Here is a 25,197-nt window from a genome sequence, read left to right on the forward strand (position 1 = left end):
CACCATGAGTGAGACGAACCGGTCGGGCGCGAGCACACCGAAGCGCCGGCGCGACGAGACCGTCGCCGCCCAGCGAAGTCAGTTCGGAGGGATGAAGTTCGGAGCGGCGTTCTTCGGGTGGCTGACGGCCACCGGGCTGGCCGTGCTGCTCACCGCCCTCCTGTCCGCGATCGGAGCCGGCGTCGGCGTCGCCAACGAGGCGGACCCCGCCCAGCTCGCCGACCAGGCCGCCCAGGACCCGGGCACCGTCGGCATCGTGGGCGGCATCGTGCTGGCCGTGATCCTGTTCGTCGCCTACTACGCGGGCGGCTACGTGGCCGGGCGCATGGCGCGGTTCGACGGCGCCAAGCAGGGAATCGCCGTGTGGCTGTGGGCCATCATCATCGCCGTCGTCCTCGCCGTGGTCGCCGCGGTGGCCGGCAGCCAGTACAACATCCTCGGCCAGATCAACGGCTTCCCGCGCATCCCCGTCGACGAGGGCACCCTGACCACCGGTGGCATCATCGCCCTCGTGGTCGCTGCGCTCGTCTCGCTCGGCGGCGCGGTGCTGGGCGGGCTCGCCGGCATGCGGTACCACCGCAAGGTGGACAGCGCCGACGTCACGCACCGGACCCCGCTGACCGACTGAGAGCACGCCGGTGCGCGGCCACCGGGCGCGGGACCGCGACCATCAGGAGCACGGCGACGATCCTTCCGGCGGTGCGCTGGGAGGATCGTCGCCGACCTCAACCAGCCGTCGAACCCGGGGGCGCTGGCTCAGCCCCTGCGGCCGGAGACCTGGGTGCGGGAGTGCAAGCTGGTCGAGGTGACCTTCCTGGACTAGCCGCCCCGTCAGAGGTCCGTCCGTGCCCGCACGCGGACGCTGGCAGCCCGCACCCCGGCAACCGGCCGCGGGCAGCAGAGGGCCTTCCCGCACGAGCACGAGAGGCCCTCTGCACAGCCACCCGGGCCGTGCAGAGGGCCTCCCCCCTGTCGCGCTGACTGCTCAGACGTTGAAGCCGAGCATGCGCAGCTGCTCCTTGCCGTCGTCCGTGATCTTCTCCGGACCCCACGGCGGCATCCAGACCCAGTTGACCCGGAAGTCGTTGACCAGGCCGTCCAGGGCCTGGGCCGACTGGTCCTCGATGACGTCGGTCAGCGGGCAGGCCGCCGAGGTGAGTGTCATGTCGATGGTCGCGTGGTTGTTCTGGTCGACCTGGATGCCGTAGACGAGGCCGAGGTCGACCACGTTGATCCCCAGCTCCGGGTCGATGACGTCGCGCAGCGCCTCCTCGACGTCGGCGACGGTGGTCGGCGTGGGGCCGACGCCCTGCGTGCCGGCAGCCGCCTGGTCGACGGACTGGCTGGTGTCGCTCATCGCGGGTCCTCTCATCCGGCCAGCGCGCCGCTGCGCGCCAGCGAGTCCTTGAGCGCCGCCCAGCCGAGCAGCGCGCACTTGATGCGGGCGGGGTACTGCGAGACCCCGGTGAAGGCGGTGGCGTCGCCGAGGGAGTCCTCGGCGTCCTCGTCGTCCAGCCCCTTGCCCCGGGAGGCCATGAGGTCGTGGAACGTGGCGTCCAGGCGGGCCACCTCGTCGAGGGTGCGGCCGGTGACGAGCTCCGTCATCACCGACGTGGACGCCTGCGAGATGGAGCACCCCTGGCCTTCCCAGGAGACCCCGGAGACGGTGGGTGCGCCGCCGTCGGCTGCGGGGGCGACGGCGACGCGCAGCGTCACCTCGTCGCCACAGGTGGGGTTCACCTGGTGCGACTCCCCCGCCAGGCCGTCACCGGCCACGGCCACCAGCCCCCGACCGTGCGGGTGCTTCGCGTGGTCCAGGATGACCTGCTGGTACATCTGCTCGAGCGAGCTCACGGCTTCCCTTCCGAGACGATCATTCCGCACCGAAGAACGCGCGGACCCCTGCCAACGCTTCCCGGAAGGCCACGATCTCCTCGACCGTGGTGTACACCGACGCCGAGGCCCGGGCGGTGGCGGCCACGCCGAACCGCCGGTGGAGCGGCTGCGCGCAGTGGTGCCCCACCCGCACGGCGATGCCCTTGTCGTCGAGCACCTGCCCGACGTCGTGGGCGTGCACACCGTCGACCACGAACGAGACGACGGCCAGCCGGTCGGCGGTGTCGAGAGGGCCGATCACCCGCACGCCGGGGATGTCGGCGATCTTCAGCAGCTCGGCGGCGAGCTGGCGCTCGTGCTCGGCGACGGCGTCCATCCCGAGCTCGTCCAGCCACTGCGCGGCCACGCCCATGCCCACGGCCTGGGCCACCATCTGGGTGCCGGCCTCGAACCGCTGGGGCGGCGGGGCGTAGGTGGTCTCCTGCATGGTGACCACCTCGACCATGGAGCCGCCCGTGGTCACCGGCGGCATCGCCTCGAGCAGCTCGCGCCGACCGTACAGCGCACCGACGCCGGTGGGGCCGAGCATCTTGTGGGCGCTGAAGGCGGCGAAGTCGACGCCCAGGGCATGGAGGTCCACGGGCAGGTTCGGCACCGACTGGCAGGCGTCGAGCACGGTCACGGCCCCGACCCGCCGCGCGGCCTCGACGAGGGTGGCGACCGGCGCGACGGCTCCGGTCACGTTGGAGACGTGGCCGAACGCCACGACTCGCGTGCGCTCGGTGATCACCGCATCGAGGTCGGACAGGTCGAGCCGTCCGTCGTCGGTGACGCCGAACCAGCGCAGCACGGCGCCGGTGCGGGCGCACAGCTCCTGCCACGGCACGAGGTTGGCGTGGTGCTCGGCCTCGGTCACGACGATCTCGTCGCCCGGCCGCAGCACGAACCGCTCGGCACGCGCTCCCCCGCGTCCGGCCGTCGCGTTCGAGAAGGCGTAGGCCACGAGGTTCAGCGCGGCCGTGGCGCCCGGGGCCCAGACGATCTCGCCCGGGTCGGCGCCGACGAACGTCGCGACGGCCACGCGCGCGTCCTCGAACGCCTCGGTGGCCTCCTCCGCGAGCTGGTGCGCCCCGCGGTGCACCGCGGCGTTGCGCTGCTCGTAGAAGTCGACCTCGGCCTCGAGCACGACGTTCGGCTTCTGGGCCGTGGCCGCCGAGTCGAGGTAGACGAGCTGGCGACCCCCCCGCACCGTGCGCGCGAGCAGCGGGAAGTCGGCCCGCACGGCGGACCAGTCGACGGCCGGGGCCGTCGTCGTCTCCGGCGCGCCCGCGCGCACGGTGTCGGTGGTGGTCATCAGCTCTCCTCAGGGAAGGGTCACGCCATGGTCGCGCCGGTACCGACGTACCGGTCGTAGCCCTCGTTCTCCAGGCGCTCGGCCAGCTCCGGGCCACCCTCCTCGGCGACCTTGCCGTCGACGAAGACGTGGACGAAGTCCGGCTTGATGTAGCGCAGGATGCGCGTGTAGTGCGTGATCAGCAGCACGCCGACGTCGGTGGTCTCCTTGGCGCGGTTGACGCCCTCGGACACGATGCGCAGCGCGTCGACGTCGAGGCCCGAGTCGGTCTCGTCGAGGATCGCGAAGGTCGGCTTGAACAGCTCGAGCTGCAGGATCTCGTGGCGCTTCTTCTCGCCGCCCGAGAAGCCCTCGTTGACCGAGCGCTCGGCGAAGGCCGGGTCGATGCGGAGGTTCTCCATCGCGGACTTGACCTCCTTGCCCCACGTGCGCAGGGCGGGGGCCTCGCCGGCGATGGCCGTCTTGGCGGTCCGCAGGAAGTTGGCGACAGAGACACCCGGCACCTCGACCGGGTACTGCATCGCCAGGAAGATGCCGGCACGGGCACGCTCGTCGACGCTCATCTCGAGGACGTCCTCGCCGTCGAGCGTGACGGTGCCGGAGGTCACCTCGTACTTGGGGTGGCCGGCCAGGGCCGAGGCCAGGGTCGACTTGCCCGAGCCGTTCGGGCCCATGATGGCGTGGGTCTCGCCGCTGCTGATGGTCAGGTCGACGCCGCGAAGGATGGGCTTCGGGCCCTCCTTGGTCTCGACGCTGACGTGCAGGTCGCGGATCTCCAGGGTGGACATGCGGTGGTTCTCCAGGTTTCTTCGAAGCTGTGGGGGGTGGGCGCTCAGGCGGGCGCGAGGGTGGTGTCGATGTCGACCAGCACGTCCTCGCCGTCGACCGTCACCGGGTAGACCGGCACCGGCTTGACGGCGGGGAGCTGGACCGGCTTGCCGGTGCGCACGTCGAACTGCGAACCGTGCAGCCAGCACTCGACGAGGCATCCCTCGACCTCGCCGTCCGATAGCGAGACCGCGCCGTGCGAGCACAGGTCGCTCAGGGCGTGGAACTCGCCGTCGGCGTCGCGGATCACCGCGACCGGGACGGGGGCGCCGTCGGGCCCGGTGAGCTCGACGAGCCTCGCCTCCTCGGGGGCGAGGTCGCCGACGGCGCACGCGTACTGCATCGTCATCTCGTCGTCACTCCGCGGCGTCGGCGACGCCCGTGATGACGCTCATCGACTTCTCGAGCTCGGCCTCGATCGACGCGATCAGGCGCTCCTCGACCGCGGGCACGCCGATCTCGTCGATCAGCTCGGCGAAGAAGCCGCGCACCACCAGACGGCGGGCGTCGACCTCGGGGATGCCGCGCGCCATCAGGTAGAAGAGCTGCTCGTCGTCGAACCGGCCGGTGGCCGAGGCGTGGCCGGCACCGTCGATCTCGCCGGTCTCGATCTCGAGGTTCGGCACGGAGTCCGCGCGCGCGCCGTCGGTCAGGACCAGGTTGCGGTTGAGCTCGTAGGTGTCGGTGCCCTCGGCGTGCGCCTGGATGAGCACGTCGCCCACCCACACCGCGTGCGCGCCGACGCCCTGCAGGGCGCCCTTGTAGGTGACGCGCGACTTGCAGCGCGGCTGCGCGTGGTCGACGAACAGGCGGTGCTCCTGGTGCTGGTCGGCGTCCGCGAAGTACAGGCCGACCATCTCCACCTCGGCGCCCTCGCCCGCGAACGTGGCGTCCGGGGTGATGCGGACGACGTCGCCACCGAAGGTGACCACGACATGCTTGAGGCGCCCGTCACGGGCGATCGTCGCGCGGTGCGAGGACGCGTGCACGGCGCCGTCGGCCCAGTCCTGGACCGAGACGACCGTCAGGTGCGCCCCCTCCTCCACGACGATCTCGACCGTCTGGTCGAGCAGCGCGTCGCCCAGGTGGTCCACCACGACGACGGCCTGCGAGAAGCGCTCGGCGCGGATGAGCAGGTGGCTCGCGGTGGCATCCTTGGAGATGCCCTCGACGCGCACCGAGGTGACGTCGGAGGCCACGGCCTCGGCCGGGACCGTGACCACGGTGGCCTCCGTGAAGGCGTTCCAGGCGGTGACGGCGGTGCGGTCGCCCGGCTTGCCCGCCGTGCCGAGGCGCTCGTCGTCGCGGCCGACGATCTCCACGCGGACCTCGGGAGCGGGCACCACGGTGGTGCGCACGCCCGCGGCACCCAGCTCGGGGGCGAAGAGCGGCTGCAGGCGGTCCACCGGCGTGAAGCGCCACTCCTCCTCGCGGCCGGTGGGCACCGGGATGTCCGCGAGGTCGAAGGACGTCACGCGCTCGGCGCGCGAGCCCGCGGGGACGACCCCGTGGGAGTGGGCGCCGTCGGCCTTGGCCCGGCTGTGGTCGGTCGTCAAGGTGGGCACGGCGGCCCCTCCCTTGTTCTCGGTGGTGCTGGTCATGTCAGCCGACGGACCCTTCCATCTGCAGCTCGATGAGGCGGTTGAGCTCGAGCGCGTACTCCATGGGCAGCTCGCGCGCGATGGGCTCGACGAACCCGCGCACGATCATGGCCATGGCCTCGGTCTCCTCCATGCCTCGGGACATCAGGTAGAACAGCTGGTCCTCGCTCACGCGGGACACGGTCGCCTCGTGGCCCATCGACACGTCGTCCTCGCGGACGTCCACGTACGGGTAGGTGTCGGAGCGCGAGATCTGGTCGACGAGCAGCGCGTCGCACAGCACGGTCGAGGCCGAGTGCGAGGCGCCCTCGAGCACCTGCACGAGCCCGCGGTAGGAGGTGCGGCCGCCACCGCGGGCCACCGACTTGGAGACGATGGACGACGACGTGCGGGGCGCTGCGTGCACCATCTTGGCGCCGGCGTCCTGGTGCTGGCCCTCGCCGGCGAAGGCGATGGACAGCGTCTCGCCCTTCGCGTGCTCGCCGAGCAGGTAGATCGCCGGGTACTTCATCGTCACCTTGGAGCCGATGTTGCCGTCGACCCACTCCATGGTGGCGCCCTCGGCGGCCGTGGCGCGCTTGGTCACCAGGTTGTACACGTTGTTCGACCAGTTCTGGATGGTCGTGTAGCGCACGCGGGCGTTCTTCTTCACGATGATCTCGACGACCGCGGAGTGCAGCGAGTCGCTCGAGTAGATCGGGGCGGTGCAGCCCTCGACGTAGTGCACGTACGAGCCCTCGTCGGCGATGATCAGCGTCCGCTCGAACTGGCCCATGTTCTCCGTGTTGATACGGAAGTAGGCCTGCAGCGGGATCTCGACGTGCACGCCCGGCGGCACGTAGACGAACGAGCCGCCCGACCACACGGCCGAGTTCAGGGCAGCGAACTTGTTGTCGCCCGCAGGGATGACCGTGCCGAAGTACTCCTGGAAGAGCTCCGGGTACTCGCGCAGGCCGGTGTCGGTGTCGACGAAGATGACGCCCTGGGCCTCCAGGTCCTCGCGGATCTGGTGGTAGACGACCTCGGACTCGTACTGCGCGGCGACGCCGGCCACCAGGCGCTGCTTCTCCGCCTCGGGGATGCCGAGCTTGTCGTACGTCGCGCGGATGTCCTCGGGCAGGTCGTCCCAGCTCGTGGCCTGCTTCTCCGTGGAGCGCACGAAGTACTTGATGCGGTCGAAGTCGATGCCCGAGAGGTCCGCACCCCAGGAGGGCATGGGCTTCTTGTCGAACAGGCGCAGCGCCTTGAGGCGCTGGTTCAGCATCCACTCCGGCTCGTTCTTGAGCGCGGAGATGTTGCGGACGACGTCCTCGTTGAGGCCGCGCTGCGCGGTGGCGCCCGCGTCGTCCTTGTCGTGCCAGCCGTACTCGTACGCGCCGATCGAGGCGATGATCTCCTCGTCGGTGCGCTGCTCCGTGGGTGCAGTCATCGTGTTCCTTCCTCAGGGGCGCGCAGGGGCAGGTTCGTCACGCAGGCGTGCGCGCCGCCGGCGATCGTGGCCAGACGTTGGACGTGGGTGCCGAGCAGCTCGGAGAACGCGCGGGTCTCCGCCTCGCAGAGCTCCCCGAACTCCTCGGCGACGTGCTGCACCGGGCAGTGACCCTGGCACAGCTGGGCGGTGGGGACGAGCGTGGTGGCCGGGCCGGGCCGCACGGAGGCGGCGTACCCGTCGGCAGCCAGGAGGGCCGCCAGCTGCTCGGCCCGGTCGGCCGGGTCGACGGCGGTCAGGCGGGGCAGGTAGCGCTGCACGACGTCGTCGTACCGCTCGGCGGCGAAGGCCGCCACGGCCGCCGATCCGCCGGCGGCCCGCAGGTGGCGCAGCGCCTGGACGGCGATCTCCGAGTAGCCGCCGAGGAGCTCGGACTGCCCACCGGACGTGACCACGTAGCTGCGAGCGGGCCGGCCGCGCCTGGCGCGGCCGGGGGTGCGCGAGGCGTGGACGGCGATCTTGCCCTCCTCCTCGAGCAGAGCCAGGTGCCGGCGCACGCCCGCCGACGTCAGGCCGAGCTGGCTGGCCAGGTCGGCGGCCGTGACGGGGCCGCTCGAGGCGACCAGCTCGAGCACCCGGCGGCGGGTGGTCGACTCGCTCGCGTCCACGGGCACGGGGGTCGTGCCGGGCGTGGTGGTCGTCACGGTGTGCTCCTCCCGTCCTCGTGGTCCTGGTGGTCGTGCGGCTGCGTGCGGGCCGGACGCCGACGGCGCCGCGACCCTCGTGGTTGCCTCGTGCTGACGGTGCGGCGCGTGCGTCCGCGGGCAGCACGGACCCTCGCCGTCGTCGTCGATATACAGAACATCCTTGTTGCGTAATCCAGGATGTCAAGCAAGGTCTACCTCACTCGTAGACTCTTCCGGTGCCCTCCTCCCCCGCGCTGCCCGGCGCCGCCGTCGTCGTGCGCGGGCTCGTCAAGCGCTACGGCGACCGCGCCGTCGTCGACGGCCTGAGCCTCGAGGCCGCCCCCGGCCAGGTCACCGCGGTGCTCGGCCCCAACGGCGCCGGCAAGACCACCACCATCGAGTGCTGCGAGGGGCTCCGCGCCCCCGACGAGGGCACCGTGCACGTCCTTGGCCTCGACCCCCGCACCGACGCGGCCGCCCTGCGCCCCCGGGTGGGCGTCATGCTGCAGGACGGCGGCCTGCCCACCGGAGTGCGCGCCGTCGAGATGCTCCGTCACGTCGCCGCCATGTACGCCCGCCCGCGCGACGTCGCCGAGCTGGTCGAGCGCCTCGGGCTCGCCTCCTTCGCCCGCACCACGGTGCGGCGCCTCTCCGGCGGCCAGCGCCAGCGCCTCGCGCTCGCGGCCGCCGTCGTCGGGCGCCCCGAGGTCGTCTTCCTCGACGAGCCCAGCGCCGGCATGGACCCCCAGAGCCGCCTGGCGGTGTGGGAGCTCGTCCACGAGCTGCGGGCCGACGGCGTCGCCATCGTGCTCACCACCCACCTCATGGACGAGGCCGAGCAGCTCGCCGACGTCGTGCACGTCGTCGACCACGGCTCCGTGATCGCCTCCGGCACGGTGCCCGACCTGCTCGCGAGCAGCGGTACGCCCGACGGCGAGACCTCCGTCCGCTTCGAGGCCCCGGCCGGCCTCCCGCTGGACGGCCTCTCCTCCGCGCTCGGTGCCGCCGGAGCCGGCACCGGCCCCCGCTGGACCGTCGCGGAACCCCGTCCCGGCTCCTACGTCGTCACGGGCCCGGCCGACCCGGCCGCCGTCGCAGCCCTGACCGCGTGGCTCGCCGACCGCGACGCCCTCGTCTCCTCCCTCACCGTGGGGCGGCGCACGCTCGAGGACGTCTTCCTCGACCTGACCGGGAGGCACCTGCGGTGACGAGCACCCCAGCACCCACCACGCCCCACCCGAGCGGAGCCGCCCCCGCCTGGCGTCGTGTCGCCGCGCAGGCCGCCTTCGAGACTCGGATGATCCTGCGCAACGGCGAGCAGCTCCTGGTCACCGTGGCCCTGCCGGTGATCCTCCTGGTCGGGCTCGTCCAGACCCACGTCGTGTCCCTCGACACCGAGGGCGCCACCCGCGTCGACTTCGTCACCCCGGGCGTCCTGGCCCTCGCCGTCATGTCGACGGCGTTCACCTCCCAGGCCATCGCCACCGCGTTCGACCGGCGCAACGGCGTGCTGCGCCTGTTGGCCACCACGCCGCTCGGCCGAGGCGGGCTGCTCGCCGGCAAGGTGCTCGGGGTGCTCGCTGTCGAGGTCGTGCAGATCGTGGTCATCGCCGGCGTCGCCCTGGCGATGGGGTGGCGCCCCGACGTCGCCGGCGTGCCGGCCGCGCTCGGCGCCGCGCTGCTCGGCACCGCCGCCTTCACGTCGCTGGCCCTGCTGCTCGCCGGGGTGCTGCGCGCCGAGGGGGTGCTCGCCGTCGCCAACCTGGTGCTCGTGCTGCTCGTGGTCGGCGGCGGGATCCTCGTGCCCGCCGGCCGGCTCGCCGGCCCCCTGGCCCACCTGGCCGTGCTCCTGCCGTCCGGCGCGCTCGGCGAGGCCATGCGGGGGGCGCTCCTGGGCCACGGGGTCCCCGCCTTCTCCGTCGTCGTGCTGCTCGGCTGGACGGCCGCGTTCGGCTGGGGCGCCGCACGCCTCTTCCGCTGGCACTGAACCGACCAACGTCACACGCCTCACGGCCGGGCCTGGCGCCGTCGGGCACTACCGTGGGTGACGTGACCGCCACCACCGTCCCCGCGCGTGAGCGCGCCGACCGCCTGGCCCCCCTGCGCCGATTCACCCGGCCGGTGCTGATCGCCAACGTCATCGCCCAGATCGGCATCATCGTCACCGGCGGCGCCGTGCGTCTGACGGGCTCGGGGCTCGGCTGCTCCACCTGGCCCGCCTGCGAGCCGGGCCGGTTCACCCCGGCGTTCCACGAGGCGTCCTCGATCCACCCGTACATCGAGTTCGGCAACCGGACCCTCACCGGCGTGCTGACGGTCATCGGCGTCGCCGTGCTCCTGCTGGTCTGGACGGACCGCACCCGGTCGGTCGCCTACCGCCGTCTGGGGCTCGTGCCCCTGCTCGGCGTGCTCGCCCAAGCCGTCATCGGTGGTGTCGTGGTGCTGCTGCACCTGCACCCCGGCTGGGTGTCCCTGCACTTCGGGGTGTCCGCCGGCCTCGTGTGGATGTCGTCCTACCTCCTGCACCGCCACGGCGAGGGCGACGGCGGTCCCGCGCCCGTGGGCTCGCGCGCCGTCAGCCTCACCGGCACCGTGCTGGCGCTCCTCCTGGTCCCCGTCATCACGCTCGGCGTGCTCGTCACCGGGTCCGGGCCCCACTCAGGCGACACCGAGGTGGGCTACCGCTTCGCCCTCGACCCGCTGGCGATCACACGCGCGCACGCCGCCTCGGTGTGGCTCTTCACCATCGCGCTCGTCGTGCTGCTGGTGCTGCTGCACCGTGCCCGGGCCGGCACGACGACGGCCGCCGCCCGGCGCGGCGCCTGGCTGCTCCTGGTCACCACGCTGGCCCAGGGCGTGATCGGCTACACGCAGCACTTCCTCGGCCTCCCCGCGTTGCTGGTGGGCATCCACATGCTCGGTGCCGGCCTGCTCGTCTGGGCCACCGCCAACGCCGTCCTGCGGCTGCGCACCCGCACCTGACCGCGCCGCCCGGAGCCCGCCAGGGGATCGCCGGGACGCGCGGCGCGAGGAGGGAAGGTCAGGACGGCAGGGTGCCGCGACGGTACGGCCACGGGGCGTCCACGGGGCGCAACGAGGCCCAGCCGCCGGCGCGGCTCGCGTGCGCGGCGAGCACCCCCACCACCGTCGACGGGTTGTGCAACGAACCGTCCAGCACGGCGGCCACCGCGTCGTCCAGCGGCACCCAGCGCACCTGCATGGCAGCCTCCTCGTCCGTCCGCACGTGACGTTCCCCCACGGGCACCGGAGAGAGCTCCCGGGCGAGATAGACGCGCAGCGCCTCGTTGCTGCCGCCTGGAGAGGTCAGGAAGTCGGCCAGCACGTCCCACCGCTGCGCGACGAGGTCGGCCTCCTCGGCCAGCTCGCGCGCCGCGCCCACGTGGGCAGGCTCGCCCTCGACGTCGAGCAGGCCAGCGGGCACCTCCCACAGCACCGACCGCACCGGATGGCGGTACTGGTCCACCAGCGCGACACGGTCCTCGGCGTCGAGCGCCACGACCGCCACAGCGCCCGGGTGGTCGACGTACTCGCGCGTCACCGTCCCGGCCTGGTCGCCCTCGCCGGCCTCACCACCGCCGCCCAGGTCCACCGAGTCGCGCACCACGTCGAAGATGCGCCCGGAGAACACGTCGTCGCGCCGCACCACCGGGCGCGGCGCGACGACGTCCTCGAGGCGCTCGGTCACGCGCTCTGCCGCTCCAGCGCCGCCGCGACCAGACCGCTGAACAGCGGGTGCGAGCGCGTCGGGCGCGACTTGAACTCCGGGTGCGCCTGCGTCGAGACGTAGTACGGGTGCGTCTCGGCGGGCAGCTCCACGAACTCGACGAGCTTCGCGTCCGGCGACGTGCCCGAGATGCGCAGCCCCGCCTCCTCCAGCTCCTGGCGGTAGGTGTTGTTCACCTCGTAGCGGTGCCGGTGACGCTCCGTCACACGCTCGGTGCCGTACGTCTTGGCGACCACCGAGCCGGGCGCAAGCGCGGCCTCGTACGCCCCCAGGCGCATCGTGCCGCCCAGGTCGCCCTGGCCGTCGACGATGGCGAGCTGCTCGGCCATCGTGGCGATCACCGGGTGCTCGGAGGCCGGGTCGAACTCCGTGGACGACGCGTCGGTGTAGCCGAGCACGTTGCGGGCGTACTCGATCACCATCGACTGCAGGCCCAGGCAGATGCCGAGCGTCGGCACCAGGTTCTCGCGGGCCCAGCGCAGCGCACCGACCTTGCCGTCGATGCCGCGGACCCCGAAGCCGCCGGGCACGAGGATCGCGTCCGCACCCTCGAGCGAGGCCTGCGCACCCTCGGGCGTCTGGCAGTCGTCCGCCGCGACCCAGCGGATGGAGACCTTCGCGTCGTTCGCGAACCCGCCGGCACGCAGCGCCTCCGTGACCGACAGGTACGCGTCGGGCAGGTCGATGTACTTGCCCACCAGGGCGACCTCGACGTTGTGCTCCGGCTCGTGCACCCGCTGCAGCAGCGTGCTCCAGCCGTCCCAGTCGACGTCGTGGAACGGCAGGTCCAGACGGCGCACGACGTAGGCGTCCAGGCCCTCGGCGTGCAGCACGCGCGGGATGTCGTAGATGCTCGGCGCGTCGGCCGCGTTGACGACGGCCTCGTTGTCGACGTCGCACATCAGCGCGATCTTGCGCTTGATCGAGTCCGGGACCACGCGGTCCGAGCGGAGCACGATCGCGTCAGGCTGGATGCCGATGCTGCGCAGCGCGGCCACGGAGTGCTGCGTCGGCTTGGTCTTGAGCTCGCCCGACGGGCCGATGTAGGGCACCAGCGACACGTGCAGGAAGAAGCAGTCGTCACGGCCGAGCTCGTGGCGCACCTGCCGGGCGGCCTCGAGGAACGGCTGCGACTCGATGTCGCCCACCGTGCCGCCGATCTCGGTGATGATCACGTCGACGTCGGTGCCGGCCTGGGCGCGCATGCGCGCCTTGATCTCGTCGGTGATGTGCGGGATCACCTGCACCGTGTCTCCCAGGTACTCGCCGCGGCGCTCCTTGGCGATCACGCGGGAGTACACCTGGCCGGTGGTGACGTTCGACGACGCAGGCAGCTCGACGTCGAGGAAGCGCTCGTAGTGGCCGATGTCGAGGTCGGTCTCGGCGCCGTCCTCGGTCACGAAGACCTCACCGTGCTGGAACGGGTTCATGGTGCCCGGGTCCACGTTGAGGTACGGGTCGAGCTTCTGCATGGTGACGCGCAGGCCGCGAGAACGCAGCAGGCGACCGAGGGAGGAGGCAGTCAGACCCTTGCCGAGAGACGAGGCCACACCGCCCGTCACGAAGATGTGGCGCGTCGTGTGCGAGGCACCCGAGCGGCCGGAGGAGCGGGTCTGGAGTCGGTTCAGGTGATCTGCCACGGAACTCCATCCTATCCGACGGCTCCCGTCCCACGCCCCGCGACGCGTGTGCGACGCGGCACGTACCGCACGGTGGCCGCCCGGTGGCGGCGGACATGTTCGTGGCCAGTGTGGCCGCCAGGACGTCGCTCCGCGAACGGGCACGCCGGCGGGTGTCGCGCGTCGCCCGCTCAGCGCCGGGCGCGCGCCCTCAGCGCACGCACCGCCGCGGTCAGCCGGCCACGCAGGACGGGATCCACCAGCGCCACCAGGCACACCACGGCGGCCGCCAGCACCCCGGCCAGAGCACCGAGCGCCACGCTCCCGAAGAGCTCCCCGGGGTCGAAGTCGCGCGCGCCACCGGCCCCCGGGTGCGTGGCGACAGCCGGGGCCAGCAGCACGCGCGCGAGCACCGCACCGGCGGCGGCACCCGCCGCGACCACGGCCAGCGTCAGGGGCACGCCGCGCAGCGCTGCGGCCCCGACTCGGCGTCGGACGGCGACCAGGAGCCCCGCCCCGGCAACCGCCATGCCCACCGTGGTGGACGCGCCGAGCAGCGTCAGCACGAGCGCCCACGACGGGTCGTCGCCACCCGCGAGCACGGGCGCCACGGCCGGCACGCTCGCAGCGCCCGCGGCGACGACGAGCCAGCCTGCCGCCGTCGCGACGACGGCGGGCCGGCCGGCGTCGACCACGTACAGCGCCCGGGACAGGTGCAGGATCAGCGCATAGCCCACGAGCCCCGGCGCCATCCACGTCAGCCCTGCGGCCATGCCCGCAGCACCACCGCCGCGCGCGACCAGGTCGAAGACGAGCTGCACGAACGGCGCAGCCGCCAGGAGGGCCGCCACACCGGCGCCCACCGCCAGCAGGAGGGACCGCGAGGTGCGCGACACCAGGGCCCCGAGCTCCTCCCGGCGACCCGCCGCCGCATGCTCGGCGAAGTGTGGGAACGCGCTCGTCGCGATCGGGAAGGCGAGCACCGCGTACGGCAGCAGGTACACCTGCTGCACGTAGAGGTACACGGTGAAGGCACCTGGACCGCCTGCCGCGTTGGCCGCCTTCATGACGACGAGGGCCGACAGCTGCTGCGCGACCAGGGCGCCCACGCCGGCGAAGGCCAGGGCCGCCGCGCGCCTCCCCTCACCCGCCGGGAACCGCAGCGTGGGCCGCAGCCGGAGCCCCGTACGACGCACCGGCACCAGCAAGGGCAGCGCGAGGAAGCCGACCCCCAGGGTGGTACCCCAGGCGAGCCACTCGAGCGCCCGCGGGGGCAGCGCTGCCACCTGCTGCTGCTGGCCCTGCGCCAGCACCCCGAACACGGCGTAGACGCCGATGACCACCACGCTCGAGACGAGCGGCGCGAACGCCTGCCAGAAGAACCGCTTGTGCGCCTGGAGGATGCCCCCGAGCACCACGGCCACCCCGTACACCGGGATCTGCACCGCGAAGACCCGCAGGAAGAACGTGGCCGCGTCGTCCAGGACCGGGTCGCCCAGCCCCAGCGACGACACGATCGGTCGTGCCAGCGCCGCCGTCAGCACACCCAGCGGCAGGAGCACCACGAGCGCCCAGGACAGGAGGGCCGAGGCCGACCGAGAGGCCGCCGCGCGCGCCTCGTGCGCGTCGGCACCAGAACCTGCCGCTCGGCTCAACGGACCAGCCAGCAGCGGCACGACGGCCCCGGCGAGCGCTCCCCCGGCAGCGACCTCGAACAGCACGTTGGGCAGGAGGTTGGCGGAGTTGAACGGCGCGTCGACGCCCCCCGTGCCCAAGAACTGCGCCTGAGCGAGCCAACGTCCGAACCCGACGAGGCGGGAGGCGAGCGTGACCGCCGTGATGAGGAGGGCCGCGCCGGCCAGCGTCTGCCACCGGCTCGGGCGCGACCGCACCGGCTCCGACGTCACCTGCGGCCCAGGGCGTCGATCGTCCGCAGCCACGGCGTGCGGTCGATGACCGCCGAGAAGCTGACCTTCTCGCTCGCCAGCGTCAGCCCGACGACGCCAGCGAGCGCCGCCACGCGCAGCGGGCGCGGCAGCCCCAGCGCCAGCCGGGTGCCCACCAGGGCTCCGAGCGCGTTCGCGCCACCGTCACCGAGCATGTCGCGCTCACCGAGGTCGCCACTCCACGCCGCCGCTCCGGCACCGAGCACCGCACCGGTGCCCGCCGCCGCGCCCGGCCCGCCCGCAGGCAGCGACACGAGCAGGGCAGACGCCTTGAGCGCACGCCCCGGCCGCAGGTCGAGGAGGTTGACGAGGTTCGCCGTCCCCGCGATCAGCGCCCCGTTGACCGCGACGTCAGCCACCCACCGCCCAGCGCCCGCAGTGCGACGGGTCCCCACCGCGGCGGCCGCCAGCGACGTCGCGCCGATGCCCAGCACCTTGAGCCCACCGGTCGTCAGCCGCCCCTCGGCAAGAGCGCCGAGGTGCCCGCGCAGCCCCTTGGTCCGCGTCGAGGTGTCCTCCGCCAGGTCGTCGACCAGGCCCAGCGCACCCGCGCCGGCGGTGGCGACCACCGCGGCAGCACGACCTCGCCCCGAGCCCCCGGCGACGGCGCCAGCCACCAGCCCGGCGGCGACCGCAGGCCCCTCGAGGAGACTGACGGGTTCACCACGGTGGTTGGTCCGCGTCCAGGGTGCCGCCCCCTCGCGCACCCCACCGACCAGGGCACCGCTGCCGAGGCCCGCTCGGACGGCCGCGGTCACGCCCGCCCCCACCACGCCGGAGGCGAGCAGCCTGCCGAGGCTCATCAGCCCTCACCCTCCGTCGCACCCTCGCCGCCGTCGGTCGCGACGTCAGCCGAGACCTCCGTGGTCTCCCCGGGCTGCTCCGCACCCTCGGCAGCGGCACCGTCCGCTCCCGCCGGGGCGGGCAGCGGGCGCGGCAGCAGAGGCAGCGGCGTCGTGCCGTCCTCGAAGCCGTACTGCCCCACCTGCCCCCCGAGCTGCGCGGCCAGGGCCAGCGGCACCACGAAGCGGCCCACAGGGGTCTCGATCCCGCTGACGGTGCTCACCTCGCGAGCCGCGTCCGCCTCGGCGCGCAGCGCCGAGAGCACGTCGTCCGACGTCGGGGTCGGGCCGGCCAGCACCACTGCGGGGGCCACGAGACGAGCGCTCTGCGCCAGGGCCACCATCGAGGACACGGCGTCCGCCTCGGGGGTCGCCTCCGGCTCCGGCGTCTCGCCGGGCTCGGCCACCGCGGTGACGCCCGACATCAGCAGCACGGCGTCAGCAGGCTGACCCTGCTCCTCGCGCACGTCGACGAGGTTGGCCTGCACGAGCTGCTGCTCCAGAGCGATCGCGTCCTGGCTCCGGACGCCCGGCGCCTCCGCACCCGTCAGAGCGACCGCGAGCGCCGCCGCGAGGGTCTGCTCGGTGCTGGCGTCCTCCGGCAGGTCGGGCGCAGCCTCCGCGAGACGCTCGCGCAGACCACCAGCGATGGTGTCGCGGAACCCGGCGTGCTCGGTGTCCGTCCATGCCGGCAGGAGCACGGCGCCGAGCGTCACGGTGCCGCCCGCCGCCTCGACCTGGTCGCGCACACCCTGCTGGACGTCACCGGCCACGTCGTCGAGGTCGACCACGGCGACCCGGCTGCCCTCGAGCGTGCCGGCGACCAGCTGCGGGCCGGCGGCCTGCAAGAACTCGAGACGGCGCTCGGCCTCCACCTGCGTCGCCGAGAGCTCGTCCCGCAGGTCGTTGCGCTCGGTGCGCAGCGCGTCGACCTGGTCGGTGAGCTGGTCGCCGATCGCTCCCTGCAGCGGGCCCGCCCCCAGGATGATGCCGACGGCGAGCGCGAGGAACACCGAGATCAGCGAGACGAGGTGGTAGCGGAAGTCGATCACGGTGTGCAGGAGTTCCTTCGATCGGTGCCGTCCGGGGACGGGCGGTGCGGAGACGGTGGAGGTCGGCCGGCCGCAGCGGACGCGGCCCGGCGATCAGCCGCCGAAGAGGCTACCCATCCAGGACACCAGGTCGTCCAGCCGGGCACCGGTGATGCCGAACAGCGTGCGTCCCACGGAGGTCGACCACATGGCCGCCACCACCGCGGCGAGGCCGGCCAGCGACAGCAGCGTCAGCTGGAGGTTCGAGATGCGGGTGCGGTAGAGGCGCGAGACACCCTTGGCGTCCACCAGCTTGCCGCCCACGCGCAGCCGTGTCAGGAACGTGCTCGCCATGCCGGCGCGTCCCTTGTCGAGGAACTCGACCAGCGTGGCGTGCGTACCGACCGCGACGATGAGCTCGGCGCCCTTGTCGTCCGCGAGCAGCATGGCGATGTCCTCGCTGGTGCCGGTCGCTGGGAACACGACCGGGTCCACGCCGAGCGCCCGGACACGCTCCAGGCCCGGTGCGTTGCCGTCCCGGTAGGCGTGCACCACCACCTCCGCACCGGAGGCGAGCGCCTTGTCCGAGACGGAGTCCATGTCGCCCACGATCATGTCCAGCCGCAGGCCCGCGTCCAGGATGGCGTCGGCACCGCCGTCCACGCCCACCAGCACCGGCCGGTTCTCCTTGATGTACGGCCGCAGCATCGCGAGGTCCTCGCGATAGTGGTAGCCGCGCACCACGATCAGCACGTGACGCCCCTCGAACTCGGTGCGCACGTCCGGGACGCCGACGCCGTCGAGCAGCAGCTCACGCTCCCGGCGCAGGTAGGACATCGTGTTCTCGGCGAACCGCTCGATCTCCGTCGACAGGCCCTCCCGCGCCGCGGCGAGGTTCGCCTCGACGGTGGACTCGGTCTGCCGCGCACCCTCGGCGACGGTCTCGCCGTCGACGGTGACCCGCCCGCCGTCGATCGCGACCACCGCGCCGTCCGACACCGCCATGACCCCGGCACCGAGGTCGTCGACCAGCACGATGCCCGCGTCGAGCAGGATGCGCGGGCCCGCGTTCGGGTAGCGACCCGACGTCGAACGGGCAGCGTTGAGCACCGCAGCCGGCTGTGCCGCCACGAGCGCCTCGGCGGCGACCCGGTCGATGTCCACGTGGTCGATGACGGCGACGTCGCCCGGAGCGAGCCGCTTGGTCAGGTCCTTGGTGCGGCGCCCCACCCGGGCGGGGCCGCGCGTGAGCGAGGCCCCGGCGTCGTCGTGCGACTGGCCCGGCTGGCCCGCTGACCGGCGAAGGATCGATCTCATCGCGCTCATCGTCCCACGGTGGAAGACTCGAGCAGCTCCAGAGCATGGGTCCTGGCGGCCTCGCTGTCCTCCTGACCCGAGAGCATGCGCGCCAGCTCGCGGACACGCTCGTCGTCCGTGACCTCGCGCACACCCGTGACGGTGCCCTCGTCACCTGCGGACTTGGTCACCACCAGGTGCGCGTCGGCGAACGCCGCCACCTGCGCCAGGTGCGTGACCACGATCACCTGCGTGCTGCGTGCCAGGACGGCGAGCCGACGCCCCACCTCGACGGCAGCACGGCCGCCCACGCCCGCGTCGACCTCGTCGAACACGAACGTCGGCAGCCCAGCCCCCTTCCCGTCGTCGGCGCGCTCCGTCGCCGCGGTGGCCAGCGCCACCTCGAGCGCGAGCATCACGCGGCTCAGCTCACCGCCCGAGGCCCCCTTGCCCAACGGGCGGGCAGGCGCGCCCGGGTGCGGCACCAGCGCGAACGTCACCTGATCGGCGCCCCACGGACCCGGCTCGGAGTCCTCGACATCGACCTCGAGCCGCGCACCACCCATGGCGAGGCCGGCCAGCTCGCCCGTGACGGCCTCCGCCAGGCGCGCCCCGGCGGCCCTGCGGCCCGCCGTGACCTCACCACCGAGCCGCACGATCTCCTCGTCGAGCTGCTCCGTGCGCTCCGTCATGCCCCGCAGCCGCTCCCCGCCGTCGTCGAGGTCGAGGAGGCGCAGACCGGCGTCCGACGCCCACCGCAGGACGTCGTCGACCGTCTCGCCGTACGTACGCGTCAGCGTGGTCAGCTCCGCCAGACGCGCGTGGGCCACCTCCAGACCACCCGGGTCGGCCTGCAGGTCGTCCACGTACGCCGACAGCTCTGTCGCCACGTCCGCGAGGAGGTAGCCGGCCTCGGCCACGCGCGTCGCCAGACCGCCCAGCGCCGGGTCGTCCGCCGCTGCCGACTCCAGTGCCCTGCGCGCCCGGGTGACCTGCTCGACCGCGGACACCGTCTCGTCGCTGCCGAGCGGCTCGCCCGCCAGCGCCTCGTGCGCCTCGGTCGCCGCCACGCGCAGAGCCTCCACGTTGCCCAGCCGCGCCACCAGCGCCTGCAGCTCGGCGTCCTCCCCCGGCCGAGGGTCCACCCGCTCGACCTCCGCGAGCCCCAGCCGCAGCAGCTCCGCCTCCCGGGCGCGCTCGGCGGCTCGCGCGGTCAGGTCCGCGATCTCGGCCTCGAGAGCCGTCCGCTCGGACCACGCCGCGCGGTAGGCACCCAACAGCTCCAGGTGCGCCGGCCCCGCGAACGCGTCGAGCGCCTCGCGCTGCTTGGAGGCGGTGCGCAGCCGCAGCTGGTCCGCCTGCCCGTGCACGGTGGCGAGCTCGTCGGCGATCTCCGCCAGCACGCCCTGCGGCACGCTCCGCCCGCCGAGGTGGGCCCGTGAGCGCCCGGCAGCCACGGTGCGCAGCACGACGACGGTGCCGTCGTCGTCGACCGAGCCGCCCGCCTCCTCGACCCGCTCCGCCACGGCGGAGCGTCCCGCCACCTGCCACCGGCCCTCGACGGCAGCGCTCGACGCCCCCGGACGCACCACCCCGGGGTCGGCCTTGCCCCCCATGAGCAGGCCGAGGCCCGTCAGCACCATGGTCTTGCCCGCACCGGTCTCACCGGTGATGACGGTCAGCCCCCGGGACAGGGTGACTCGCGCCTCGCGGATCACCCCGAGGTTCTCGATCGCGATCTCCTCGAGCACGTCACACCCTCCTGACGTCGGCGTCGGGGTCGTCCGTCGTGGGCCCCCCGTACGGGTCGTCGGTCGTCGCGTCCGTCAGCGCCGCCTCACGGGCACGGGCAGCGGCCGCGTCGTCGGCGGCCTCGCGCCAGCCGACCACCGGTAACGAGAACTTGGACACGAGCCTGTCGGTGAACGGCGCCGTCGACATCCGCGCGAACCGCAGCGGGTGCTCGCCCCGGCGCACCTCCACCGTCGACCCCACCGGCAGGTCGATCGTGCGCCGACCGTCACAGGTGAGCACCGCCGGCACCGGAGAGCGGTCCAGCACCGTGATCCGGTACGACGACGTCGGGCCGATCACCAGCGGTCGCGCGAACAGCGCGTGGGCCGAGAGCGGCACCAGCAGCACGCCGTCGACGTCCGGCCACATCACCGGGCCACCGGCCGAGAACGCATGGGCCGTCGAGCCCGTCGCGGTCGAGAGGATCACGCCATCACAGCCGAAGCTCGACAACGCACGACCGTCCACCTCGATACCGATCTCCACCATCCGCTGGCGCTGCGCCTTCTCGATCGTGGCCTCGTTGAGCGCCCACCCCGTCAACGGGGTCGGCTCCCCCGGCCGCTGGACGCTCACCGCAGCCACGGTGCGCTCCTCGACGACGTAGTCCTGCTCCGCCAGCCGCTGGACCGCCGCACGCAGGTCCTCCCGCTCCGACTCCGCCAGGAAGCCGACGTGACCGAGGTTCACACCCAGCAGAGGCACCTGCGTCCCGTGCGTCAGCTCCGCCGCACGCAAGATCGTGCCGTCCCCGCCGAGCACCATCACCACCTCGGACTCGGCCACGCCCTCGCGCAGCCGCGCCGCGACCATCTGGTCACCGAACGACTCGGCGAGGTCGTCGTCGTGCAGGGCCACCTCGAAGCCGGCCGCGTGCAGCTCCCGCACGGCCTCGCGCAAGGCCACCACGGCCTCAGGGCGACCGCCGTGCGTGACGATCAGGACTCTGCGGGTCACTGTGCTCCTCCGGGGACGACGGTCGTGGCGGGGACTGCGAGCACTGGCGGGACCTGAGCACCAGCGGCGTCGGGAGCCCAGCCGACGGCAGCCCGCACCGCGGGCTCGGCCGCGTCTCTCGCACCGGTCACGCCACCGTCCCCACGCAGGTCTGGGCGCCGCTCGAACCACACGAAGTACTCGCGGTTGCCGCTCGGGCCGGGCAGCGGGCTGGGGACCACCGCCCGGGCGGCCAGACCGACACGGTCGGCAGCGTCCACGACGGCCCCCACCGCTCGCACGTGCAGCTCCGGGTCGCGGACCACCCCGCCGCTGCCGAGCCGCTCACGGCCCACCTCGAACTGGGGCTTGACCAGCAGCAGCGCGGGCGCCCCGGTCGGCAGCACACGAGCGGCGGGGCCCACGACGAGGGTGAGCGAGATGAAGGACAGGTCTCCCACGAGCAGGTCCGGTGCACGCTCGAGGTCGCCCGGCACGAGGTCGCGCACGTTGAACCCCTCCACGACCGTGACCCGCTCGTCCTCGCGCAACCACGGCACCAGCTGGTCGTGCCCGACGTCGAGCGCCACCACGTGCCGTGCACCACGGCGCAGCAGCACGTCGGTGAACCCACCCGTCGAAGCCCCCAGGTCCAGGCACCAGGCGCCAGGCACTGCCGCAGCCAGCGCGCGTCCCGCCCCGTCCGCCGCGAGCGCGTCGAGCGCACCAGCGAGCTTCACCGCAGCCCGCGAGGCGTACCCCGCGTCCCCGGGGTCGGCGGCGACCACGAGGTCGTCGGTCGCCGCCACCGTCACGGACGGCTTCGTCACCACGCGACCCCCCACACGCACCCGGCCCGCACCCACCAGCTCTGCCGCGTGGCGCCGCGAGCGTGCCTGGCCACGGCGCACGAGCTCCGCGTCCACCCGCACGCCGCTCACGCACCGCCCCCGGCGCCGGAGTCGCGCGGCTCCGCCTCGAGACGCGCACGCAGCCGGTCGTGGACCGCCTCGAATCGGGACACGTGCTCGTCGAGCGGCAAGCCGTCGAGGCCCTCCAGGGCGGCACCGACAGCCAGGTGCGACAGGGGCTCAGCCACCGGCTGCTCGCCGTGACCGTCTGTCATCGCATCCTCCGTCCCTGTTCGCTCCGGGCCCGTCGCCCGGGGCCGCGACCTGCCCGTGAGCACCCCTACGGGCCGTGGCAGCACGGCACCCACGCTACCGGCTGACGCCGACACCGCCCCGCAGCCACCCACAGGGGTCGGGCAGCGGGCAGACAGTGGACCGACAGGGCGCCCACCTGCGGCGGCACCGTGCGACACCGCTCGCGCTAGGCGGCGAGCTCCGGCACCGCCGAGGCGTCCAGCGCCTCACCGGCGTCCACCGCAGCCCAGGCAGCGGCACAGGCCGCACGGACCACATCGATGCCGATCGTCCCTCGACGGTCGACCTCCAGGCGGCCCTGCACGACGCGCGCCGCACGCTCGCCGCACTCCCACCAGCCGTCAGCCCCCCGCACCGGGGCGGGGTGCGGCTCCAGCAGAGAACGCAGGTCCGACCCGATGAAGTGCGGACGCTCCCCGGGCGCCGCCAGGACGTCGTCCCGGGCCGAGCTCACACCGGTCAGCACGTGCAGGCCCGCGTAGCCGCCCGAGCGGGCACCTGCCAGGTCAGTGTCGAGACGGTCACCGACCACGAGCGGCCGCACCGCGCCGGCCCGCTCCACGGCGAGCCGGTACATCGTCGGCGACGGCTTGCCCGCGCTGTCCGGCTCCACGCCCGTCGCCGCCACCACGGCTCCGACGAGCGCCCCGTTGCCAGGTGCGTAACCTCGCGCCGTCGGCAACGAACGGTCGAGGTTGCTCGCCACGTACCACGCACCACCGGCCACCGCGTAGGCAGCCTCCGCGAGGTCGGCCCAGCCAAGCTCCGGCGAGTAGCCCTGGGCCACGGCGTCAGGCCGGTCGTCCGCGGACGTCACGACGTCGAACCCGGCCGCGGCCACCGCCGTGACCAGCCCCTTGCCCCCGACGACCAGCACCTTCGCGCCCGGCTCGAGGCGCGTCCGCAACAACGCAGCGCACGCCTGCGCCGCCGTCATCACCTCGTCGGCGGACGTCGGGATGTCCAGGGCCGTGAGCTGACCGGCCACGTCCTCCGGCTCACGAGAGGCATTGTTCGTCACGAACACCAGTCGCAGGCCGCCCCCACGGGCCGCGACCAGGCTCGGGGCCGCGTGCTCGATCGGCAGCGGACCGCGATAGGCGACACCGTCCAGGTCCACCAGCGCGAGGTCGTACGCCTCGGCCAGAGGCTGCTCGCTGCCCAGCAGACCCGCTGTCACCGGACGCCGTCCTCGTCGCTCGCCGCCTGCACGTGGTCGTCGGAGGCCGGCTTCGGCAGCGAGCCGGTCTGCGCGTCGGTCTGGGCGAGGGCGTCGGGTCCGGGGCCCGTCTCATGGGCGGCGGCCAGCTCGTCGCGGGCCTCCGCGTCGTCGGCAGGAACGCCGGCCACGGCTCCAGACCCGCCATCGTCCAGCCCGGGGTCCTCCGCGCTGCTCTCCAGCGGCTCGCCGTCCTCCACGCCACGTGCCTCGAGGTCGTCCGTCCCTGGCTCGTCGAGCTCCTCGTAGACGTCGTAGACGACCACGTCCTCCTCGGGCTCAGCATTGCCCGCCGCGCGCTCGAGATCCTCGGGGTCCAGCCCCGCGAGGAGATCCTCAGCCTCTGCGGCGCGACCTGCGGCCTCGAGAGCCGCGGCCCTCGCCTGCACGACTCGCAGCGCCAGGTCACCCTGCTGCGGGGGGATCCGGTCGAGGACCGAGAGCGCAGCATCGTGCTCGCCCAGGTCGGAGCGGGCACCGCTGACCACGAGCGCCAGCTCCACCTGACCGAGCGCATCGAGGGTGTCGGCCTCGGGCGTGGCGGCCAGGGCGATCGCACGCTCCGGCCGTCCGAGCCCGCGCTCGGCATCAGCCATGATCGGCAGGTGCTCCGACGACCCGTTGAGGCGGCGCACCGTGCGCAGCTCACGCAGCGCCTCGGCGAACCGACCCGTGCGGTACGCGGCGATGCCAGCAGCCTCACGAACGACGTCGATGCGTCCGCCACGGCGCACCGCAGCCTGAGCATGCTCGTAAGCGCGCTCCGGGTCGACGTCGAGGAGGCGACCCGCCATGACGAGGTGCTCGCCGACCCGCTCCGCGTTGTCCTTCGTCAACCCCCGTAGACGCTCACGTGCCGCCTTGTCGAGCTGCCGGAACGAGACGTCCTCGGCGATCTCCGGCTCCGGCACCCGCGGACGGTCGACGCGCTCAGTCCGGACCGGACGCCGTGCGTCCTGGTCCGAGCCACGACGCGGTCCCCCCCGCTCGTCACGACGAAACCCACCCTCACGACGGGCACCCTGGTCGTCGCGGCGCTGGGCGGACCCTCGGCGCTCGCCTCCGCGGTCCGACCCGCGGAAGCCGCCACGGCGGTCACCGGCACCGCGCTCGTCACGGCGGAAACCACCACGCTCGGCACCCTCGCCGTCCCGCTGACGCGACGCCCGGTAACCACCGTCACCACGATCCTCGCGACGGAAACCACCCTCACGACCCCCGCCAGCACGATCCTCGCGACGGAAACCACCCTCACGACCGGAGCCCGTGCTCTCGTCACGGCGGAAACCACCACGCCCAGCGCCCTCGCCGTCACGCGGACGCGACGCCCGGTAACCACCGTCGCGAGCCGCGCCGGCACGATCGTCGCGCCGGAAACCGTCGCGACGCTCGCCACGGTCGCCGGCGGGAGCGCGGTCGCCAGGACGCTGACGCGAGTCGCGCCCCTGCGACGGGCGGCCTTCACCCCGGCCGCGACGCTCACCCTCGCCCGTCCACGACCCGCGCGCCGGCGATCGGTCACGGTCGCTGCGGGCCTGCCCGCGCGGCGCGCGGGAGCTGCGGCGGTCATCGTCGGAGCGGCGGCCACGGCGGTCGCCGTCGCGGTCCTTGCCCTGGTCAGGGGCCGAGTCGTTCACGGTGTTCCTCTCGGGTTCACGGGTCAGCAGATTCTCCCACGTCACACCGCCCCCCGGCTTGTTCAGCTCCGGCCGGCACCTGTGATGTTGCGCGTCAGCGCAACCTGCTCCCAGACGCACGAAAGGCCCACCAGGATCCTGGTGGGCCTTTCGTCAAAGGGTGTCCGGCGGCGTCCTACTCTCCCACCCCGTCTCCAGGGCAGTACCATCGGCGCTGTAGGGCTGAGCTTCC

The 25,197-nt window shown here is 73.5% G+C and carries 24 protein-coding genes; 4 read left to right on the forward strand and 20 right to left on the reverse strand.

Going from position 1 to position 25,197, the window contains the following annotated elements; genetic code table 11:
* The first annotated feature begins 4 nt into the window (after positions 1-4).
* Positions 5-628: a hypothetical protein gene (locus DNL40_RS11670; protein ID WP_111251429.1), complete on the forward strand. Its 624-nt coding sequence runs from the start codon at positions 5-7 to the stop codon at positions 626-628.
* A gap of 357 nt (positions 629-985) precedes the next feature.
* On the opposite strand, the gene DNL40_RS11680 is transcribed toward DNL40_RS11670, so the two are convergent.
* Genes DNL40_RS11680 through DNL40_RS11715 form a run of 8 tightly spaced genes read right to left on the reverse strand, consistent with a single transcriptional unit; the run spans position 986 to position 7,908 of the window.
* Positions 986-1,357, reverse strand: a complete 372-nt coding sequence (locus DNL40_RS11680) for a metal-sulfur cluster assembly factor (RefSeq protein ID WP_111251430.1) — start codon at positions 1,355-1,357, stop codon at positions 986-988.
* Between the two features lie 11 nt (positions 1,358-1,368).
* Positions 1,369-1,854, reverse strand: coding sequence for a Fe-S cluster assembly sulfur transfer protein SufU (sufU, locus tag DNL40_RS11685; RefSeq protein ID WP_218926051.1), 486 nt, complete (start codon positions 1,852-1,854; stop codon positions 1,369-1,371).
* Between the two features lie 19 nt (positions 1,855-1,873).
* Complete coding sequence (locus DNL40_RS11690; protein WP_111251431.1) at positions 1,874-3,190, reverse strand: cysteine desulfurase; 1,317 nt, start codon at positions 3,188-3,190, stop codon at positions 1,874-1,876.
* A gap of 20 nt (positions 3,191-3,210) precedes the next feature.
* Positions 3,211-3,978, reverse strand: coding sequence for a Fe-S cluster assembly ATPase SufC (gene sufC, locus DNL40_RS11695; protein WP_111251432.1), 768 nt, complete (start codon positions 3,976-3,978; stop codon positions 3,211-3,213).
* A gap of 44 nt (positions 3,979-4,022) precedes the next feature.
* Positions 4,023-4,367 carry a non-heme iron oxygenase ferredoxin subunit gene (locus DNL40_RS11700; protein WP_111251433.1) on the reverse strand — a complete coding sequence of 115 codons (345 nt, stop codon included), beginning with the start codon at positions 4,365-4,367 and terminating at the stop codon, positions 4,023-4,025.
* Positions 4,368-4,374: 7 nt separating this feature from the next.
* On the reverse strand, positions 4,375-5,619 hold the full coding sequence (gene sufD / locus DNL40_RS11705) for a Fe-S cluster assembly protein SufD (protein WP_111251434.1): 1,245 nt from the start codon (positions 5,617-5,619) through the stop codon (positions 4,375-4,377).
* 1 nt (position 5,620) lies between these two features.
* Positions 5,621-7,048, reverse strand: coding sequence for a Fe-S cluster assembly protein SufB (sufB, locus tag DNL40_RS11710; protein WP_111251435.1), 1,428 nt, complete (start codon positions 7,046-7,048; stop codon positions 5,621-5,623).
* Positions 7,045-7,908 (reverse strand): helix-turn-helix transcriptional regulator, encoded by an 864-nt coding sequence (locus tag DNL40_RS11715; RefSeq protein WP_342766648.1) that lies wholly within the window; start codon positions 7,906-7,908, stop codon positions 7,045-7,047. The genes sufB and DNL40_RS11715 overlap by 4 nt, the downstream gene beginning before the upstream one ends.
* Positions 7,909-7,970: 62 nt before the next feature.
* Here DNL40_RS11715 and DNL40_RS11720 point away from each other — a divergent pair, with 62 nt between their 5' ends.
* From DNL40_RS11720 to DNL40_RS11730, 3 genes are all read left to right on the forward strand, one after another.
* Positions 7,971-8,942 carry an ABC transporter ATP-binding protein gene (locus tag DNL40_RS11720; protein ID WP_111251437.1) on the forward strand — a complete coding sequence of 324 codons (972 nt, stop codon included), beginning with the start codon at positions 7,971-7,973 and terminating at the stop codon, positions 8,940-8,942.
* Positions 8,939-9,721 carry an ABC transporter permease gene (locus DNL40_RS11725; RefSeq protein ID WP_425450779.1) on the forward strand — a complete coding sequence of 261 codons (783 nt, stop codon included), beginning with the start codon at positions 8,939-8,941 and terminating at the stop codon, positions 9,719-9,721. Before DNL40_RS11720 ends, DNL40_RS11725 begins: the two co-directional genes overlap by 4 nt.
* Positions 9,722-9,783: 62 nt before the next feature.
* Positions 9,784-10,716, forward strand: a complete 933-nt coding sequence (locus DNL40_RS11730; protein ID WP_111251439.1) for a COX15/CtaA family protein — start codon at positions 9,784-9,786, stop codon at positions 10,714-10,716.
* Between the two features lie 58 nt (positions 10,717-10,774).
* Here the strand turns inward: DNL40_RS11730 and DNL40_RS11735 are convergent, their stop codons facing one another.
* The 12 genes from DNL40_RS11735 to DNL40_RS16785 all read right to left on the reverse strand — a co-directional run bounded on the left by DNL40_RS11735 (position 10,775) and on the right by DNL40_RS16785 (position 24,239).
* Positions 10,775-11,440, reverse strand: coding sequence for an NUDIX domain-containing protein (locus DNL40_RS11735; RefSeq protein WP_111251440.1), 666 nt, complete (start codon positions 11,438-11,440; stop codon positions 10,775-10,777).
* Complete coding sequence (locus tag DNL40_RS11740) at positions 11,437-13,119, reverse strand: CTP synthase (protein ID WP_111251441.1); 1,683 nt, start codon at positions 13,117-13,119, stop codon at positions 11,437-11,439. The genes DNL40_RS11735 and DNL40_RS11740 overlap by 4 nt, the downstream gene beginning before the upstream one ends.
* A 170-nt stretch (positions 13,120-13,289) precedes the next feature.
* Positions 13,290-15,005 carry a murein biosynthesis integral membrane protein MurJ gene (gene murJ, locus DNL40_RS11745; RefSeq protein ID WP_111251442.1) on the reverse strand — a complete coding sequence of 572 codons (1,716 nt, stop codon included), beginning with the start codon at positions 15,003-15,005 and terminating at the stop codon, positions 13,290-13,292.
* Positions 15,002-15,847 carry a hypothetical protein gene (locus DNL40_RS11750; protein ID WP_111251443.1) on the reverse strand — a complete coding sequence of 282 codons (846 nt, stop codon included), beginning with the start codon at positions 15,845-15,847 and terminating at the stop codon, positions 15,002-15,004. The genes murJ and DNL40_RS11750 overlap by 4 nt, the downstream gene beginning before the upstream one ends.
* The gene (locus DNL40_RS11755) at positions 15,847-16,938 is read right to left on the reverse strand and encodes a copper transporter (RefSeq protein ID WP_179951055.1); all 1,092 of its coding nucleotides are present in this window, start codon (positions 16,936-16,938) and stop codon (positions 15,847-15,849) included. The genes DNL40_RS11750 and DNL40_RS11755 overlap by 1 nt, the downstream gene beginning before the upstream one ends.
* A 93-nt stretch (positions 16,939-17,031) precedes the next feature.
* The gene (gene steA / locus DNL40_RS11760; protein WP_111251445.1) at positions 17,032-18,234 is read right to left on the reverse strand and encodes a putative cytokinetic ring protein SteA; all 1,203 of its coding nucleotides are present in this window, start codon (positions 18,232-18,234) and stop codon (positions 17,032-17,034) included.
* Positions 18,235-18,239: 5 nt separating this feature from the next.
* The gene (gene recN, locus DNL40_RS11765; RefSeq protein ID WP_111251446.1) at positions 18,240-19,964 is read right to left on the reverse strand and encodes a DNA repair protein RecN; all 1,725 of its coding nucleotides are present in this window, start codon (positions 19,962-19,964) and stop codon (positions 18,240-18,242) included.
* A 1-nt stretch (position 19,965) separates the two neighbouring features.
* Positions 19,966-20,964 carry an NAD kinase gene (locus tag DNL40_RS11770; RefSeq protein ID WP_111251447.1) on the reverse strand — a complete coding sequence of 333 codons (999 nt, stop codon included), beginning with the start codon at positions 20,962-20,964 and terminating at the stop codon, positions 19,966-19,968.
* Positions 20,961-21,884 carry a TlyA family RNA methyltransferase gene (locus tag DNL40_RS11775; protein WP_111251448.1) on the reverse strand — a complete coding sequence of 308 codons (924 nt, stop codon included), beginning with the start codon at positions 21,882-21,884 and terminating at the stop codon, positions 20,961-20,963. Before DNL40_RS11775 ends, DNL40_RS11770 begins: the two co-directional genes overlap by 4 nt.
* The gene (locus DNL40_RS16625; RefSeq protein ID WP_218926052.1) at positions 21,881-22,069 is read right to left on the reverse strand and encodes a hypothetical protein; all 189 of its coding nucleotides are present in this window, start codon (positions 22,067-22,069) and stop codon (positions 21,881-21,883) included. Before DNL40_RS16625 ends, DNL40_RS11775 begins: the two co-directional genes overlap by 4 nt.
* Before the next feature lie 206 nt (positions 22,070-22,275).
* Positions 22,276-23,289 carry an HAD-IIA family hydrolase gene (locus DNL40_RS11785; protein WP_111251449.1) on the reverse strand — a complete coding sequence of 338 codons (1,014 nt, stop codon included), beginning with the start codon at positions 23,287-23,289 and terminating at the stop codon, positions 22,276-22,278.
* On the reverse strand, positions 23,286-24,239 hold the full coding sequence (locus DNL40_RS16785; RefSeq protein WP_245885873.1) for a hypothetical protein: 954 nt from the start codon (positions 24,237-24,239) through the stop codon (positions 23,286-23,288). The genes DNL40_RS11785 and DNL40_RS16785 overlap by 4 nt, the downstream gene beginning before the upstream one ends.
* Between the last annotated feature and the right edge of the window lie 958 nt (positions 24,240-25,197).

It is taken from the genome of Xylanimonas oleitrophica, assembly GCF_003244315.1.
In the GTDB taxonomy this organism is placed as follows: domain Bacteria; phylum Actinomycetota; class Actinomycetes; order Actinomycetales; family Cellulomonadaceae; genus Xylanimonas_A; species Xylanimonas_A oleitrophica.

What these genes read in the sequence shown, in the direction of transcription:
- DNL40_RS11670 (WP_111251429.1), top strand. Translation starts at nt 5, where the DNA reads ATGAGTGAGACGAACCGGTCGGGCGCGAGCACACCGAAGCGCCGGCGC.
- DNL40_RS11680 (WP_111251430.1), bottom strand. Translation starts at nt 1,357, where the DNA reads ATGAGCGACACCAGCCAGTCCGTCGACCAGGCGGCTGCCGGCACGCAG.
- DNL40_RS11690 (WP_111251431.1), bottom strand. Translation starts at nt 3,190, where the DNA reads ATGACCACCACCGACACCGTGCGCGCGGGCGCGCCGGAGACGACGACG.
- sufC (WP_111251432.1), bottom strand. Translation starts at nt 3,978, where the DNA reads ATGTCCACCCTGGAGATCCGCGACCTGCACGTCAGCGTCGAGACCAAG.
- DNL40_RS11700 (WP_111251433.1), bottom strand. Translation starts at nt 4,367, where the DNA reads ATGACGATGCAGTACGCGTGCGCCGTCGGCGACCTCGCCCCCGAGGAG.
- sufD (WP_111251434.1), bottom strand. Translation starts at nt 5,619, where the DNA reads ATGACCAGCACCACCGAGAACAAGGGAGGGGCCGCCGTGCCCACCTTG.
- sufB (WP_111251435.1), bottom strand. Translation starts at nt 7,048, where the DNA reads ATGACTGCACCCACGGAGCAGCGCACCGACGAGGAGATCATCGCCTCG.
- DNL40_RS11750 (WP_111251443.1), bottom strand. Translation starts at nt 15,847, where the DNA reads ATGAGCCTCGGCAGGCTGCTCGCCTCCGGCGTGGTGGGGGCGGGCGTG.
- steA (WP_111251445.1), bottom strand. Translation starts at nt 18,234, where the DNA reads ATGAGATCGATCCTTCGCCGGTCAGCGGGCCAGCCGGGCCAGTCGCAC.
- DNL40_RS16625 (WP_218926052.1), bottom strand. Translation starts at nt 22,069, where the DNA reads ATGACAGACGGTCACGGCGAGCAGCCGGTGGCTGAGCCCCTGTCGCAC.